The sequence below is a fragment of the Streptomyces sp. NBC_00271 genome (assembly GCF_036178845.1).
Classification (GTDB): Bacteria; Actinomycetota; Actinomycetes; order Streptomycetales; family Streptomycetaceae; genus Streptomyces.
In genome coordinates this window covers 7,717,430-7,732,531 of record NZ_CP108070.1, presented here as the reverse complement: position 1 = coordinate 7,732,531, position 15,102 = coordinate 7,717,430, and the positions used below count along the sequence as shown (strand labels likewise).

The following is a 15,102-nucleotide window of genomic DNA, read 5'->3' as shown; positions in this document are numbered from 1 at the left end:
CTAGGCTCCGGCGTGCTCCGGTACGGACGGACCGTCCTGCTCCTGTGGCAGGCGGCCCCAGTGGGTGCCGAGGATCTCGGCGTCCGCGGCGATCGGGACGCCGCGGAACGCGCTGGTCATCACCTTCGTGAGCAGGTCGCGGACGTGTTCGGCGTCCTGCTCGGGGACCTGGACGATGACCTCGTCGTGGACGAACAGCCACAAAGCGCCGGCCAGGTCGTGAGTGGTGGCGAGTTCGTAGACGGCGGCCACCAGCAGGTCACGGGCGGTGGACTGGATCGCGTAGTTGCTGTTGGCGTAGGGCCGGTCCGGATCAGCAGGGATCCTGCGGCCGGAGCCGGTGATGACGGTGGTCGCGTTGGCGATGTCCTTGCCGAAGCGGATCACTTCCGGATAGGTGCGCTGCCAGCGCTGGATCACCCCACGCGCCACCTGCACCGGCACCCCGGTCTGCGCGGCGAGGGCCTTGGCGCCGCCGCCGTAGATCGTGCCGAACGTGGCCCGCTTGGAGACGGTGCGCTGTTCCTTGGTGAAGCCGGGCCCGTACATCAGGGTCGCGGTCGCGTCGTGCAGATCCACCCCGGAGGCGATCACGTCCATCAGCGTCCGGTCCCTAGACAGGGCGGCCGCCACTCGCACTTCCACCTGGGAGAAGTCGCAGGCGACCAGCACCTGCCCGGGGTCCGCGCGGAAGCAGTGCCGCAGCCGCGGGTCGTGCTTCTTCAACGTCTGGAGCGCGGGCCCGGTGATCGACATGCGGCCGGTGCGGGCCCGCAGCGTGTTGATCTGCGGATGCACCCGCCCCGTGGCGTTCGCGGCGGCCAGGAACGATTCCAGGTTGCTGATCGTGTTGGAGGTGGCCGCCAGCCGCTGCCGCGCGGCCACCATCGCGGCGCCCTCCTCCGTGATCCGGGCGGTCCCCGCGGTCACGGCGTCCTGGAGCGCGGTGAGACTGTCGGCGCTGGTGGAGACCTGCCCTCCCTCGGTGCGGGGCAGGGTGAAGCCGTCCACCTGCTGCTCCAGCCACACGGCGAACTTCGGGGAGCGCCCGGAGAATCCGAGTGCCTGGCGGATGGCCTGGTCGCCCTGGTCGAACTCGCCGCGGAACTCCGCCAGCAGGCCGCGGGTGTAGGGGGTGTCCAGGAGCAGGCCGCGTACGGTGATGCCGGTGGACTGCGCGGCCAGCCACGCTTCCATCCGCACCAGGTGCGAGAACGGCGCGCAGCGGCTCAGCAGCAGCGGCAGCAGTCGGCGCACGTAGACGGCGTCCAGACCGGCGTACACGGTGTAGGCCTCGTCGGTGGCCGGCAGGTGGTTCCATCCCCAGTCGATCGGGTTGTTCCCGGCACGGGAGCCGACCGGGGCCAGCTCCCGCATCCGCGCGTGCAGCACCGATTCGGCCTGCTTCAGACCGTCGTCCAGGTAGCGGCCGGTGAGTTCCTTCAGGCCGTGGCCGGCCCGCTCGTCCGGGGCCAGCAGCTTGGACAGCAGATGGGTGTCGACCACCCGGTGTCCGAGCCCGATGCCGAACGCCGACCACACCGCCAGCACGTCATAGGAGGTGTGGGTCACGAAGCGGCGCCGCTCGTCTGCGAGCACTTCCGTGATGGCCCGGTGCTGCTCGGGGATGAGGGGGTTGAGGACCCATGCCGTGGTGGGTGTGCCGAACTGCACCAGGCGGACCCCGGCGTCGGGGCCGAAGTGCCCGGGGCCGCCTTTGACGATGGCGCGGGTCTCCACGTCCAGCCCCACCACCAGATCCGATGCCGCGAAGCCTGCGAACGCTGCCGGATCGAACTCCGCGGCGTCCGCAGGGGCGTTGACGATCATCGTGTGGCCGCCGTGGGTACGGGTGTGGACGGTCACGGTGCACCGCCATCCCGGGGTGCGGGATGCTGGGCGATGACGGCGCAGATCGCCTTCACCGACGGCCCGTCGTGCAGCCACGGCTGTTCCGGCGTCGTGGCCAGGTGCCGCCCGAACAGCCGCACCCTTCCCGGCGCGCAGTCACGGGAATGCCAGGTCACGTTGTAGGTCCACCGGTCTCCGCGGGCGCCGGACTGCTCTCCCGCATGCAGGAGGCGGCCCACCTGGACGCTCACGAACGGCTCGCCTCCGTAGCCGGGTGGCGTCCACTGCACGAGCGTCAGCCAGCCGTGCGCCTGGGCATGTGCGACCAGATCAGCGGCGGCCTTCGGCAGGATGTAACCGGGCGGCGGAGCAGCCACCAGATCACGCAGCCGGCGGTCCACCGAAGCGAGCCGGGCCCTGCTCTCAGGGCTCGCGTCACCTGCCTTGCGGAGGGCTGCGGCGAGCTCGCCGCGCTCGTCGGTGAGGCGCGTGTACTCCTGGGCCAGGGTCTCGAGTGTGGTCACCACAGCGGTTCCTCGGTGATGTCCTTGCCGCAGTGCGGGCATTCGTCGTCGGCGTCGATGTGCAACCGCGACCAGCAGCGCAGGCATACCTGCGCCGCGACCGGTTTGTCCGATCGCTCGATGCGGTGGGTCTCCGGGGTGGTCTGGAACAGCGGGTTGCGCGGCTGCCGGCAGATCTCGCAGCGGGCGTGCCAGCTGCCATCCGGATAGGTGAGCCGGGCCCCGGACGGGGGCGTGGACGCTTCCTCCTTCTTCTTGCTGGTCACGTGCGGTTCCTCCCTTCGTCACGGGTGTCGCAGGGGGCGCACTCCCACAGCAGCGGCACGGTGCCCAGCCGCATCGGGCGGCGGCAGCGCGGGCAGGGCAGCGGTGCGGGCGGCGGCAGGATGCGGGTCAGCCAGGCGTAGCCGTCCCCGGCCAGGGCTCGGCCGTAGGCGGCGGTGTCGGCGGCCTGGTAGCGGACCGCCCCGGGCGTCTGCTCCGGGGCGCTCTCGGTGTCGAACAGGGCCAGTTCGGTGGGCGGGGCGGTCACGCTGCCTCCCGCAGCGCGAGTGCGGCGAGGTAGCCGCGGCCGATCCACTCGGTGTAGGCGGGCGGGATGGCCTCGTTCAGCTCCTCGCGGACGTCGGTCCACGTGATGCCCATCGCCGCTTGCAGTTCGGGGATGGATGGCTTGCCCCCGCCGTTGCCGTACGCGGCCACGTACGGGCCGTCGAAGTACTCGCCGTGTCGCCACCCGCGCACGCGCCCCCGGTGCGGGAGGTGCGCCGGCCGGGCAAGCGTCCAGCCGCCCAACTCGAAGTTGCGGTGGCGGATGACTCCGAGCCCGAACATCTCGCCGCACAGGGTCAGGTCTTTGCGAATCGTCGCGCGGCCGTTGGGCTGCTCGATGACGTACGGCAGCCCGGTCTTGTCGAGCAGGTCACGGGTGGGGGCCACCAGGTCCTCATGGGTGCCGCCCCACCCTTGCGAGCGGTTGGTTCCCACGGTCAGGGCGCACTGGTCCTGGCACGGCGGGGAGGCGTGGACGAGCGTGTACCGCTCGATGTCCCCCATGGTGATCAGGTGGGTGAGGTATTCGAGGGCGTCCCCCCGGTGGTACGGGAAGGGGTAGTTGGGGCGGTCGGCAATGTCGACGCCGTCCACGTCGAACCCTGCCCGCTGGTAGCCGGTACCGGCGCCGCCGGCGCAGGAGAACACATCCAGCACTCGCGGCCGTAAGCCGTGCGCTCGCCGGATGTCGGTGGGTTGGGTCATGCTGGAGGTCTCCAGATCTCTGGGAAGGGACTGGACTGCCGGAGCGGGCCGCGATCTTTTGCCGAGATGTGGGCGGCCCGCTCCGGGCTTCATTCGCCCTTGCCGCGGGCGAGTTTGAGGGTGATGCCGCCGGCCCCGACGGGTCCGGCGGCGCCGGCGATGACGGTGGCGGTGTGGGCGGCGGCGTCCATCAGCGCGCACAGCGCGGCGACCAGTCCCCAGCCTCCGAGGACGACGGCGCCGGCGATGGCGAACGGGACCAGGACCCGGCGCCAGGCGATGGCGTTGGGGTCGGTGGTCTGGACGACGATGACGACGGGCTGTCCGATCGCCTGTGCGCGGTTCCAGGTGTCGGCAGGGATGTGAGGGGCGAGGATGCCCGGCGGGTCCGTCCGGTTCATGACGTGCTCCCTTCGAATCGGGTGGGTGGATCGGGAGAAGCAGGAACCCCTGGGGGTGTGGCCCCTGGGGTTCCGTCCGTTCGTTGGCGTTGCTGGTCAGTCCATGACCGATTTCATGAGCGCCTCGGCCTCGGCCAGCGCGGCGGATCCCGCTGTGCCGGTGCGGCGTGGCCTCTTGCCGCGCCCGCCCGTCTTGGTTCCGGCTGCGGGCTCGATGAGGTCGGGGTCGGGTGCGTTCCAGTCGCCCCACAGGCCGCGCTTGTCCAGCTCGCGGATCTCGTGGTCGGTGAGGTGGGCCACCAGGCCGGGGAAGAGGTGGTCGATGCTCTGGCCGGGGGCGAACACCTGGAGCGTGCGCAGCCGGGGCGCCTCGTTGCCTTCGATGATCCAGCCGACGCCGCCCGTGTTCGGGTCCGCCGGGGGCTCGGCTTCGCCGTTCATGATGCGGTCGAAGCGGCCGGTGGCCTTCAGGCTGGTGAAAGTGCGCGGCAGCGGCTCGGGGATCTTGGCCTTCGGGAAGCCGAGGGCCTTGAATTCCTCGGTGATCCGGCCGGGCGGGGTGCGGAGCAGGACCGGGATGGAGTTCTCCCGGATGTTCTCCGCCATGAGGCGGGTGAAGCCGTCCTGCACTTCGGCGGACTGGGCTCCGACGCCCAGGCCGATGCCGTACTTGCGGCCCTTGACCGTGACCTGCTCGCCGAGGTCGGTGATCTCCGCCCCGTATATCGCGTGGCGGGCCGCGGACAGGAACTCGTCCAGCAGCGCCTTGAGCGGCAGGTAGGGGCAGCCGACGGCGTCCGGGCTCCAGTCGTGGTAGCCGCCATCGGCCCACGGCATCTCGCCGCGGATCTCCATCAGCGCGATGAGCATGCGCAGCAGGCGCACCATGTACAGCGGCCCGTACCCGAGCCGGGCGACGTGCTCGGCGAGCATCCGCGTCTTGCCGTCCGGCGCTTCGGCGGCCACCATCACGATCGCGCCCCAGTTGGCGTAGGCCGCTGCCGCCGCTCCGATCAGCTCCGTCTTGCCGCCGCCGGACGGCGCGATGTACATGTCGTGAGCCGCGCCGCGCGGTGTGTAGACGCGCCCGCGGGCGGGCTGGCCGTTCTCCAGGAAGCCGACCACGTACCGGCCATCGCCTCCTGGCGTCAGCAGGTCCCTGCTCGCCGGGTAGACCTTGGACAGCGGGGAGACGTCCCAGACTTGCGCCATGACCTGGTCGCCGTCGTCGTAGAACTGCACGACGTTGTCCTCGGGCTTGACCCCGAGGACGGCGCACATGGCCGCGGTGTCCCACAGCGGCTCGCCGCCGTCCGTGGTGCGCGCGATCCAGTAGGTGAAGCCGCGCTGCGTATCGCGGCCCTTCCTTACGAACTTTGTGTTCGGGACCGGGCCCTTGGCGTGACCGACCTTGAGGTCCCACCATTCGGCGTCGGTCAGTGCCTGCCGCGGCCGGGCGGCAGCGTCGGGTGTAACGCGGACTTCCGCCCAGCCCGGGCCCGAGGGGCGGCCCGCAGTGCGCTGGGTGCGCAGGATCTGCACCTCTTCCGGCTCGACACCGAAGGCGGCGGCCACGTCGACCTCACTCAGGTGGGTGACGGGGCGGCCCTCCTCGGAGGCGCGCAGCATCATCGTGAAGTCGTGCGGCATGCCCGGGTGGCGTTCGACGTGGGCGACGACCGTGCGGCCCGGCCTGCCCGCGCGCTCCCACAGGTACCGGACGCCCTGGGTGAAGTCATCGGCACCCCAGTCCGCCGGGAGCTCGGGCTCCGCTGCCGGGGCCAGTTGCGGGACGGCGACGTGCGTCAGGACAGGGGTGCGGCCCTTGCGGGAGGTCCGCGACAGCGGGGAGAGCAGCACGCCGAGGGCGGCCCAGCCCGCGGCCAGCAGCGCATCCGGGCCCCAGCCGGACGTCTGCAACGCGAAGACGTCGACCCCCAGGGCCGTCACCAGAGGCGACAGCCGGATCAGCGTGCGGCCGGCGCCGTGCGCGCCGTCGTGCAGCTTCTTGGCGGCCAGCGCCGTCGCGGCGGCTCCGGCCGCGAGGATGGCGCCGTTGACCGTGCCGTCCGGGGAGGCGTTGGGGGCGATGGCCAGCACGGGCGCGCCCGCCGCGTACATCCAGCGCTCCAGGACGACACTGCGGGGCGTGCGCCATGCGATGTCAGTGGCGGACACGAAAAACCTCCTGGTTCCGGGCAAGAGCAGAGGGCGGCCCGGTCCGGGGCCGCCCTCTGGCGTGTTCTGTCAGCTGTGCCGGTTGAATGCACCGGGTTTCGGGGTGCGCTCCTTTCGCCTGGAGCGCACGTTGTGCAGCGATGCGTAAAGCCGCTGATGCGTCGCCTGGGCATCCGCCGCCTTCGCGGAAACCTTGCTGGCCTGCTCCGTCAGCCGCTTGACGTCCACCCCCATGCCTCCCAGCGCGACGGATACGGCGGACGCCAAGGCGACGGGCTGTTTGTCGAATTCGGTGTCGGCGGCGTTGGAAGCGACGTCCTGCGCCCGGGAGGCATTCATCCGGATGCGCGTACTGAGCTGATCCATCAACGTCTTGGCCATGTCCATGCCCTCGGCGAAGCCCTTCAGCCGCTGCTGGAGCCGGTTGTAATTGCTGTCACCGCTGGCAGGCTCGGGTGCGCTGCTCTTGGCGGGCTCGATCTCGCCCACGGGAATCCTCCTAGTGGTGACTCGCGGCCGAAGCCATGGACAGGCCGGACGCGCTCATGGCCTGGACGTCTTCGCCGTAGACCTGGTTGACCCACCGGTAGGCGGTGAAGGCGTATTCGGCGGACGTCTTGCAGCTCTGCGCGAAGTGGACCGCCTGGGCCGCCATATCGGCGGCGGAGTCAGCGAGGTCCGCGACCGCGTCGACCACCTCTTTGACGATGTTGTCGTCAGCGGCGAGTTCAGCGGACATCTGGCGCAGCTCCCGGGCAATCCTGATGAGCGCTTCCGCCAGCTTCTCCGCGATGTCGCGGTCCTCACCTGCCTGGACGGAGATCTCCTCCATCTCGTCCATGAACTCGTAGATGGTGATGGCCGCCCGGTGCTGGGCGGCCATCTGCGACTGACCAGTGGTTGCGCTCATGGCGTTCTCCTGCGGGACTGGGCTGCCGGTGCCGGGTCGCTGTGTGTGCGGCTCCGGCGCGGCCGGCAACCCCTGGGGGCCGGGTGCAATCGGTTCGGCCGACTGCCGGGACTGGCCGCGCTGCCCGGTCGTCGGCGGGGTGTCGGCGCGCTCGACGGTGATACCGGCCTCTTCCGCCGGGATGGGGCCGCGGGGCTTCTCCGGGTCAGGGTTCTTCTTGCCGAACTTCTCCCAGAAACGGCCCCTCTTGGGCCCGTCCTCGCCCGGCCTCGCGGCCTCCTCGGCATCCGGCCCGGCCTTGCCGCCAGCGCCCTTGCCGGGGGCGCCGTCCGGCTTCGTCCCCTCGGGGCCGCCAGCCGCTTCCTCCGGACCGCTCTTGGCGCCCTTCGGCTTCCTCGCCTCGTCACCCTCGGGGCCGCCAGAAGGCGCATCAGGGGCGCCCTTTGGCGCGTCCTTCGGCTTACCGTCCCCCGGCTTCCCGGAGTCCTTCTCCGTGCCGTCCTTCTTGTCGCCCTTACGGAGGTCGGCCTTGCCTGGCTTCTCGCGGTCCGCTTCGCCGTCTTTCCCGCCCTGCTTGCGCTTGCGGTCGGCGGTCTTGTCGGACTGGCGCTCGCCTGCGGCCTTGTCCTTCTTGCGGTCATCACGGGACTTCTCGTCCCGCTTGCGCTGATCGTCCCTGGCCTTCTGGTCGGCAGTCTTGGACGCCTGCTTGTCAGCCTTGCGCTGGTCGGCAGCTTTGCGCAGGTCCTCGCGGGCCTTGTCGTCCGCCCGACGTTTCCGCTCGTTGGCCTTGGCTGCCGCGGCCCGCTCCTGGGCCCTGGCCTTGGTCTTGTCGGCAGCGGCCTTGTTCTGCGCCTTCCTGCGGTCGGCGACCGCCCTCGCCTTCGCCTTGTCGTCTGGCTTCGGCGCCGGCTTGGGCCGAGGCTTCGGTGCAGGCTTGGGCTGAGGTTTCGGCGGGGTCCCCTGCGGACCTCGCTTGGATCGTCCCTTGTCCGCACCCATGCCGGCGGCGGATGCCTTCCCCGCCGCCTTCGCCCGGTCGGCGTCCGCCTTGCCCTTGGCTCCCGCCCGGTCCGCCTGGGCCTTCAACTGCGCCGCGCGGAGCTTGTTCTGCGCTTCCAGCAGCGCCAGGTCCCGCTTGGTCTGCGCCTCCAGCCGGGCTGCCTTGTGGGCAATCTCGGCCTCCCGCAGCGGCGCCTCCGCTTCCATACGGGCCTGTCCGAGGCGGATGCGGTAGTCGAGCCAGGCCCCCAACCGCTCGGCAAGCGGGGCGCGGGGGCTGAACTCGCCCTGCGCTTCGCCACCCGCTTCGCCGTTCCCGCCGGAGACCACGACATTCGGCAGCGTGGAGGCCATCGCCAGCTGGGGGTCCATCGGTTGCGGGATCGCCGGGAGCTCCAGCGTGGTCTCTTCTGGAGTCTCCGGCTGTATCTCGTCGGGGCCGTAGAGACGCCCTAGATCCGGGATCACCGGCGGTCGACTTGTCACATCGTCGCCGGCGGGGAAGTGGATCAACCTTCCCTCGGTGTCGTCGGACACGGATTCCCTCCTCTCAAGTCTTGACGGAGAGTGGTTGGTTCGCGTACGCGCGTGCGCGCCTGGGCGTCTAGGTGCCTGGGCGCCTGCGCCTTGGAGGTTCCAAAGAGGGGCCCCGCGGCAACTGGACCCCTCTTTCGCACGGTCGTGGCGGTTACGCCGTGTGCTTGGTGTAGATCGCGTTCAAGTCGTGGGCGAGCAGCCGCAGCGACTGCACATCGCCCCGCTTGTACGCCTTGCTGCCGTGCGTCTGGAGCAGCATCAGCACGAAGTAGAGGACGCCCAAGTCCTCGCCGTGCCGGTCGATGAACCGCTGCTGCTGCCGCATCAGGTACTCGCGGCTGCGCTGCTTGCGCAGTTCCTCCTTGGTGAGCGGCCGGGCGGGCATCGACGTGCTCACGCGCTCTCCTTTCCGAGATCGAAGACGGAGGCAGGGCTCGAGTAGCGCGGCGACTGCGGCACGGTGGTGCTGTTGACCGCCTGGGCCGGGACGGCGCCCTTCTTGCGGGCCTTCTCCAGGGCCTTCTGCCGGCGCTTGCCGGGCAGGGTCCGCACGTCCTCCTCGAACGCGTGCCGCGCGGCGGTGGCCTTCTCCATCTCGGCGGCAGCCGCTTCGAGGTGTTTCAGGACGCGCCGCATCGACTTCTCGACCTGCGCGGACCGCATCCGGGGGTGGTACCAGCGATCACCGTCCACGCGAGTGTTGCGGCAGTGGACCCTCGCTTCGCGAGCGAGGACGGCCAGGCTGTCCTCCGAGTCCAGAAGGCTGCTCTGGTGGCTCTTCAGGTAGGTGGTGAAGGCGTTCGGGTTGGCCGCCACGTCACGCAGCGGCGCGGGGTTCTGCTCGGTCACGGGTGGAACACTCCTTCGAGAAAAAGGGCTGGTCACGCCTCTGTGTGGACGTGTTGACCGTCGGACCTGCGGATGACCAGCCACGCCACCTGGGCGGCGATGGTGGTGATCAGCCACAGCGTGAGGAGCGGCCCGGCGAGCGGGCCGAACGCGGCGGCCATCGCCAGCCAGGTCAGCACCGACGTGGCCCCCAAGGTCAGACCCAGGCGCCACAGCAGGACGGAGCGGCCGGCAGGTCGGCGCAGCAGGACGAACGCCAGCCACGCTGCCGGGGCGGCGGCCAGCGGGGCGAGGATCAGCCCGGACCACCACGCCCACCAGTGCAGAAGCGCAGTCAGCGGCAGCGCCGCGACGGCGAGGGCGAGCGGAGCAAGCCGGCGACGGTGATCCCACACCATCAGCGCCAGGCCGGCGGCCATCTCGCCGGCCAGGGAGGGCCGTTCGGGTACGACGACGACGAACGACTGAGCGGAGCGGCGCCCGCGCTGGCGCGGGATACGGACAGTGGTGATCCCGGCGGGCACCTTCTGGGTGCGCCTCCGGGCACGGGTACGGCTGGACACAGCGGATCTCCTGGAGAGAATGGGGATGGGGTGGGTGCTGTGCGGGTCAGAACTGGTCGGGTTCGAGCGAGAAGAACAGGACGCTGAAGCGGTTGTGGCCCAGCTCGTCCGCGGCGATGGCGCGGATCTCCTGGTATGCCTGGGACCGGGAGAACAGAGCGGGGTCGAAGGTGGCGACCGACGACACGGTCAGCACGTCGCCCGCGGCGGTCTGGGCGGTCAGGATGTAGTGGAAACCGACGGCCTTACCAGCAGCGACGCTGGTCGGGGTACTCACAGGGCGACTCCTCACGAGGGTGCGGATGCTCAGCCGGCGATCGCCGTGGGGAAGCCGGTCAGGTACGGCTCACGCGCCTTGACCCGGCCTCGTGCGGTGCGGGCCGTCGACTCCGACGCGCCCAATCCCGCCGCGGCCATCGCCTGCGTCATGCGGGCGGTGCTCGGCTGGGTGAAGTCGGTGCCGTACAGAGCCCGGACCAACTGGTCGACGCGGTTCGGGTAGACCACGGGCATGCACAGGTCGACGGCCGTCGACGGCGCGGTGACGGGGGCCGGATCCGTGGCGACGGGCGTCGACGCTTCCTCGGCTCCCGGCACCAGCGCCGGGAGCTCCGGCAGCGGCGCCATCCCGCCCGCGGTCTCCACGGGCGGAGGGGGCGTCGGGCGGTCGACGCTCACCATGACGGGCGTCAACGGTGCTTCGACGCCCGGCGGCGGGGCGTCGACGCCCGTCACCGCGCGGCGGGCGAGGTAGGCGTGCACCTGCCGCATCAGCGCCCCGAACGCCAACAGCGCGGCCACCGGAGGAACCGCGGCCACCACGTAGTTCAGGGCGCTCGCGTCCTGGCCGACGCCGGCCACGTTCAGCCCGATGGAGGCGCCGTCACCTGCGGTGACCAGCCCGATTGCCCACCAGTCGACCCGGTGGGCGAGCGAAGCACGCAGGATCAACAGCTCACCGATCACGATGAACAGATCCACCGTGGCCGGCCACGCCCACGAACGGGCCACTGCTTCCGCCATCCCGTGCGCGGCGGCGACTTCCTGCAAGTGCTCGTACGACAGCCAGAACGCCACCGCGGTGAGCACCACCGTCAGCACACTCGCCAGGGCAGTGATCGCGCGCTCCACACCGACGGGCGTCAACGGCGCTTCGACGCCCGTCGACCGCACTTCGACGCGAGCCGCGGCACTCACGCCGCGCCCGCTTCCACCGACACCGGGACGGCGACGTCGGCGTAGCCGGTCAGGTGTACCGCCGTGCCCGCATAGTCGACCGTCACCTGAAGGACGCGCGTACGGCTGGCGTTCTGCTCGCCGTAGGTCACGGCGTCCGGGGCGATCCCCAGTGCCTCGCGCCACAACTCGAAGCCGGACAGGTCGTCGTAGAAAGTCAGCTCCAGCCGCTCCGGGTAGATGGTGGAGACGTGCACCGACGGCGCCGGCAGGTGCCCGAAGTCCGTGGTCAGCAGGCGCAGTGCGCGCAGCGGCACGGCCAGTTCGTCCAGCGTCAGCCCGTCACTCACGCCGCCACCGCCGTACGCACCGCGGAGCGCCGCACCGGACGGCGTGCCGACGTCCGACGGGGTCGGCGACCGGCGGCCCGCGCGTCCTTCAACGGGCTCGTACGCAGCAGCGATTCGGCGTACGCCGCGGCCTCCGGGTCCGACTCACGGAGCTCCACGAGGACTTCGCGGGCCACGTCCAACCGCGCCGTCCGCTCATTCGCGGACTCCACAACCGGACCGGTGAACAGCTCCAGGTCGATACCGAACGCCAACTCCGCGAACTCCGCCGCGGTAACAGCCTCATGACCAGCAACGATGTACCTCATGGGACGTACTCCTCTCAGATGGGAACGGCCCAAAACAGCGGCCCCGGTGTTCGAGCACCGGGGCCGCGCGCCGTTGTAGAACCAGGGGAATCCGGCTCCCTGCAACCCCGCCCGTACGGCGCCGCGCAGTACGCGGAACCGGACGGGCGAGGGAGGCAACCGGCCGCAGCGCGATCCGCTGCGAGGCCAGCAAGATGCAGACCGGGAAGTAGTTCAGGCGCCGCCGGCCGGTCCATCACGGCGGCGCCTGGGTATGCCGTCGGTTCACACCGACCTCCCGCAGAGAGCAGGGATACGGCTTCACCGGTGCGCGGTTGCCACGGAGCACCGGTCCCGAGCCGGGAACATCGGGTGCGTCATCGTCACTGCTCTGACGCCAGCAGGGCGGCCTGCACGAATCGGTGCAGAGCGGCGTGCCGCCGACGACATCACCCGGTCGCCGCGGGGGCGGTCTCACTCTTGCCGCCACGTGCGTTGGGGCCCCGCTGTACTTCTCCACACCCGAACACCGGGTGGCGCCTGCCAGGCGCGTAGGGGAGAGACGACGTTCATCACGGCGGTTTGCCCCCGGACCCTCGCCCTAGGCACCTCCCGCGACCGCCGACTCGCGTCAGCCCCGCACGATCACTGTTCAGTTCTTCGCAGCGCAAAATCCGGGCCTTGCCATCCGGACACTGCATCAGGAACATGTATTACGTGTTCCTCATCTTGCGGAGGGGAGTGCGCCTCGTCAAGCCCTTCGGCTGTTTGGAGTTCTGCGAGCCCCTCGCGCTCGATGTACCTACAGACTGGCGCGGACGCCTACGACGATCGACTTCGCGGATGTACGGCTCGGGTCGTTCTTGGCTACCGTGAAGTCGAACCAAGTCGTCCCAGAAAGCCGGAGGTTGGAGTGGCGAACGAGCGACTGCGCGGCGCGATAGTGGACTTGGGCCTGACGCTCGACGAGGTCGCCGAACGACTCGGGGTCGCAGCCAAGACGGTCGAACGATGGATCAACGAACCTGAGCGCAAGCCATATCGCCGCTTTCAGTTCGCAACGGCCTCGCTGTTGAAGTGCGAAGTGTCGTACCTGTGGCCGGACGAACGCACATCAGCTGAGGTCGCAGCCGCCGGCAATGCCGAGTTGGTCAGGCTCTATCCGCACCGGTCCGTCGTGATGCAAACCCTCTGGACGAACCTCTACTCCAAAGCGACCCGTCAGTTTGACCTGTTGGTGTACTCCGGGTTCTGGCTCACGGAGGACGCGTCGTTCCACCGCATCGTGAAAGAGAAGTCAGCCGACGGAGTGCCCATCCGCTTCATCCTGGGAGAGCCCACGTCGTCGGCCGTGGCGGTGCGCGGCGAGGACGAAGGGATCGGCGCGGCGATGGCAGGCAAGATCCGGAACGCCCTCATCAATTACGGCCCGCTCTTCGGCCTCCCCGGGGTGGAGTTTCGGTTGCACGGTACGACCCTCTACAACTCGATCTACCGAGCCGACGACGAGATGCTGGCGAACGGGCACCTCTACGGCGTCGGCGCCTACATGGCCCCCGTTCTGCACCTGCGACGCGTGCCCGGCGGCGAGCTCTTCGACGCCTACGTTGAGAGCGTTGAGAAGGTCTGGCAATCCGCCCGCCCGATCTCTTCACCTGCCGATTGGGAAGGCACTGCCTGATGAGCCGTATCGACTACTTCCGCAACCCGAACGCCCCTCGGGCCAACTCGGTGGTGCCCTCGGTCACTGCGGTCGTCCGAGACGACGAGGGGCGGTTGCTGCTCATCCACAAGACGGACAACGATCTGTGGGCGCTGCCGGGCGGCGGCCATGACATCGGCGAGCGCATCAGTGACACCGTCGTCCGTGAGGTCGCGGAAGAGACCGGCATTGACGTTGAGGTAGACAACATCGTGGGGCTCTACACCGACCCTGAACACGTGCTGGCGTATGACGACGGAGAGGTCCGGCAACAGTTCTCCATCTGCTTTCGAGCCCACCCCATCGGGGGTTCCTTGCGTACGAGCAGCGAGTCAAAAGAGGTCCGCTGGGTTAACCCAGCGGACCTTGACGGACTGGACATCCACCCGTCGATGATGCTGCGCATCCGCCACGGTCTCGACGACTCGCGGCGAGAGCCCTACATCGGCTGATCGCCAGCTGAGACCTCCGCCAAGCGGCCCTCAACACGCTTCGCCGCTGCATGGATCTCGGGGGCCGCGCGCTGAATGAACCGCCCGACGATCGTGTCCGGACCGTACCGGTGCACGATCTCGTCCAGCCGCTCAGCCGATGTAGTCTGCGTCCCGTCGGGCGTCGTCGTCATGTCGCAGTACAGCAGAGCGTCGACCAGGTCCGGCTGCTCAAGCTCGAACTCCCCCTCAAGCTCCTGCCTCAGCCCGCGCTCCTCAGCTTCCACCAGGGCGCAAGAGTGGTGAGCCACGAGACGAACGACCCGTTCGTCTACCTTTTCCTGGTCTCGGAGGAACCGCGCGCCGTCCAGCGGGTGAAACCCGGTGGTCGCGATCGCTGGCGAGTACCCGATGTCATGCAGCACCGCGGCAGCTTCCAGCAACTCGGCGTCATCGCCCATGATGGGACTCAAGGAGCGAGCGCGCTTGGCGACCCCCAACGAGTGCGCCCACCGACGCGGGAGCGGATCGGACAGCAGCGATTCGGAGAGCGAGTACGCCCACTCAGTCAGTCCCATAGGGGCCAAGGCTACGGCCGGACGGTAGGAGTCGGGAGAGCGCGTACGGTTCGCCCCTTGCCGTGAACCGTGGCAAGTAGGCCGTTTCCCTCCATCTGGGCAAGGACACGGCGCACGGCAGTCCGGGAAGCTCCGAATCGCTCACACAGCTTCGCTTCGGATGGGTAAGCGTCGCCCACTGAGAGTGAATCCTCAGTGACCAGATCCGTCATCCTCTCTGCAAGCGAGCGTCGGTCACCGTCCCGGACAATGCGCCAGCCGATACCTGGAGCCGATGCAACAACGCCGTCGGCTTCCAGCACCTTGAGGGCACGGCGCACCGTGTTGCGGGAGACCCCGTGAGCACTCATCAGAGTGGCCTCTGACGGCAAGGCATCGACGATGTCCCCCGACTCGATCTTCTGGCGCAGAGACTCAGAGACCTGCAAGTACGTACCCCGCGGACTGGCCTGCGGCACGTTATTTATTTCCCTTCTTACATTCAGAGTTCATCTCACGGAGAGAGG

20 protein-coding genes are annotated in these 15,102 nt (G+C 69.5%); 2 read left to right on the top strand and 18 right to left on the bottom strand.

The window, feature by feature from the left end; all coding sequences use genetic code 11:
* The 16 genes from OG798_RS35265 to OG798_RS35190 all read right to left on the bottom strand — a co-directional run bounded on the left by OG798_RS35265 (position 1) and on the right by OG798_RS35190 (position 11,906).
* Positions 1–1,866: a DNA polymerase gene (locus OG798_RS35265; RefSeq protein WP_328758263.1), complete on the bottom strand. Its 1,866-nt coding sequence runs from the start codon at positions 1,864–1,866 to the stop codon at positions 1–3.
* The gene (locus tag OG798_RS35260) at positions 1,863–2,375 is read right to left on the bottom strand and encodes a hypothetical protein (protein WP_143614474.1); all 513 of its coding nucleotides are present in this window, start codon (positions 2,373–2,375) and stop codon (positions 1,863–1,865) included. The genes OG798_RS35265 and OG798_RS35260 overlap by 4 nt, the downstream gene beginning before the upstream one ends.
* Positions 2,372–2,641: a hypothetical protein gene (locus OG798_RS35255; RefSeq protein WP_328758262.1), complete on the bottom strand. Its 270-nt coding sequence runs from the start codon at positions 2,639–2,641 to the stop codon at positions 2,372–2,374. Before OG798_RS35255 ends, OG798_RS35260 begins: the two co-directional genes overlap by 4 nt.
* Complete coding sequence (locus OG798_RS35250; protein WP_143614470.1) at positions 2,638–2,907, bottom strand: hypothetical protein; 270 nt, start codon at positions 2,905–2,907, stop codon at positions 2,638–2,640. The genes OG798_RS35255 and OG798_RS35250 overlap by 4 nt, the downstream gene beginning before the upstream one ends.
* On the bottom strand, positions 2,904–3,632 hold the full coding sequence (locus OG798_RS35245; protein ID WP_328758261.1) for a DNA methylase: 729 nt from the start codon (positions 3,630–3,632) through the stop codon (positions 2,904–2,906). The genes OG798_RS35250 and OG798_RS35245 overlap by 4 nt, the downstream gene beginning before the upstream one ends.
* An 89-nt stretch (positions 3,633–3,721) precedes the next feature.
* Positions 3,722–4,033, bottom strand: a complete 312-nt coding sequence (locus OG798_RS35240; RefSeq protein ID WP_143614466.1) for a hypothetical protein — start codon at positions 4,031–4,033, stop codon at positions 3,722–3,724.
* A 96-nt stretch (positions 4,034–4,129) separates the two neighbouring features.
* On the bottom strand, positions 4,130–6,211 hold the full coding sequence (locus OG798_RS35235) for a chromosome segregation protein ParM (RefSeq protein WP_328758260.1): 2,082 nt from the start codon (positions 6,209–6,211) through the stop codon (positions 4,130–4,132).
* 69 nt (positions 6,212–6,280) lie between these two features.
* A complete protein-coding gene (locus OG798_RS35230; RefSeq protein ID WP_328758259.1) occupies positions 6,281–6,700 on the bottom strand; it encodes a conjugal transfer protein TraB in 420 nt (139 codons plus the stop codon).
* 10 nt (positions 6,701–6,710) lie between these two features.
* A complete protein-coding gene (locus OG798_RS35225; protein WP_328758258.1) occupies positions 6,711–8,660 on the bottom strand; it encodes a hypothetical protein in 1,950 nt (649 codons plus the stop codon).
* A 151-nt stretch (positions 8,661–8,811) separates the two neighbouring features.
* Complete coding sequence (locus OG798_RS35220; protein WP_240361329.1) at positions 8,812–9,057, bottom strand: carbohydrate ABC transporter; 246 nt, start codon at positions 9,055–9,057, stop codon at positions 8,812–8,814.
* A complete protein-coding gene (locus OG798_RS35215) occupies positions 9,054–9,509 on the bottom strand; it encodes a hypothetical protein (RefSeq protein WP_328758257.1) in 456 nt (151 codons plus the stop codon). The genes OG798_RS35220 and OG798_RS35215 overlap by 4 nt, the downstream gene beginning before the upstream one ends.
* 32 nt (positions 9,510–9,541) lie before the next feature.
* Positions 9,542–10,072 carry a hypothetical protein gene (locus tag OG798_RS35210; protein WP_328758256.1) on the bottom strand — a complete coding sequence of 177 codons (531 nt, stop codon included), beginning with the start codon at positions 10,070–10,072 and terminating at the stop codon, positions 9,542–9,544.
* Between the two features lie 46 nt (positions 10,073–10,118).
* Positions 10,119–10,349, bottom strand: a complete 231-nt coding sequence (locus OG798_RS35205; protein WP_328758254.1) for a hypothetical protein — start codon at positions 10,347–10,349, stop codon at positions 10,119–10,121.
* Between the two features lie 29 nt (positions 10,350–10,378).
* A complete protein-coding gene (locus OG798_RS35200) occupies positions 10,379–11,269 on the bottom strand; it encodes a DUF2637 domain-containing protein (protein WP_443053908.1) in 891 nt (296 codons plus the stop codon).
* The gene (locus OG798_RS35195) at positions 11,266–11,598 is read right to left on the bottom strand and encodes a hypothetical protein (protein ID WP_328758253.1); all 333 of its coding nucleotides are present in this window, start codon (positions 11,596–11,598) and stop codon (positions 11,266–11,268) included. Before OG798_RS35195 ends, OG798_RS35200 begins: the two co-directional genes overlap by 4 nt.
* Positions 11,595–11,906 carry a hypothetical protein gene (locus OG798_RS35190; RefSeq protein ID WP_328758252.1) on the bottom strand — a complete coding sequence of 104 codons (312 nt, stop codon included), beginning with the start codon at positions 11,904–11,906 and terminating at the stop codon, positions 11,595–11,597. The genes OG798_RS35195 and OG798_RS35190 overlap by 4 nt, the downstream gene beginning before the upstream one ends.
* A gap of 892 nt (positions 11,907–12,798) precedes the next feature.
* Between OG798_RS35190 and OG798_RS35185 the strand changes: the two genes are divergently transcribed.
* Positions 12,799–13,566 carry a helix-turn-helix domain-containing protein gene (locus tag OG798_RS35185; protein ID WP_328758251.1) on the top strand — a complete coding sequence of 256 codons (768 nt, stop codon included), beginning with the start codon at positions 12,799–12,801 and terminating at the stop codon, positions 13,564–13,566.
* Positions 13,566–14,039 carry an NUDIX domain-containing protein gene (locus OG798_RS35180; RefSeq protein WP_328758250.1) on the top strand — a complete coding sequence of 158 codons (474 nt, stop codon included), beginning with the start codon at positions 13,566–13,568 and terminating at the stop codon, positions 14,037–14,039. The genes OG798_RS35185 and OG798_RS35180 overlap by 1 nt, the downstream gene beginning before the upstream one ends.
* Here OG798_RS35180 and OG798_RS35175 read toward each other — a convergent pair.
* Together OG798_RS35175 and OG798_RS35170 are read right to left on the bottom strand one after the other, a co-directional pair.
* Positions 14,027–14,596 (bottom strand): HD domain-containing protein, encoded by a 570-nt coding sequence (locus OG798_RS35175; RefSeq protein WP_328758248.1) that lies wholly within the window; start codon positions 14,594–14,596, stop codon positions 14,027–14,029. The genes OG798_RS35180 and OG798_RS35175 overlap by 13 nt on opposite strands.
* Before the next feature lie 11 nt (positions 14,597–14,607).
* The gene (locus tag OG798_RS35170; protein WP_328758247.1) at positions 14,608–15,054 is read right to left on the bottom strand and encodes a winged helix-turn-helix domain-containing protein; all 447 of its coding nucleotides are present in this window, start codon (positions 15,052–15,054) and stop codon (positions 14,608–14,610) included.
* Positions 15,055–15,102 lie beyond the last annotated feature (48 nt).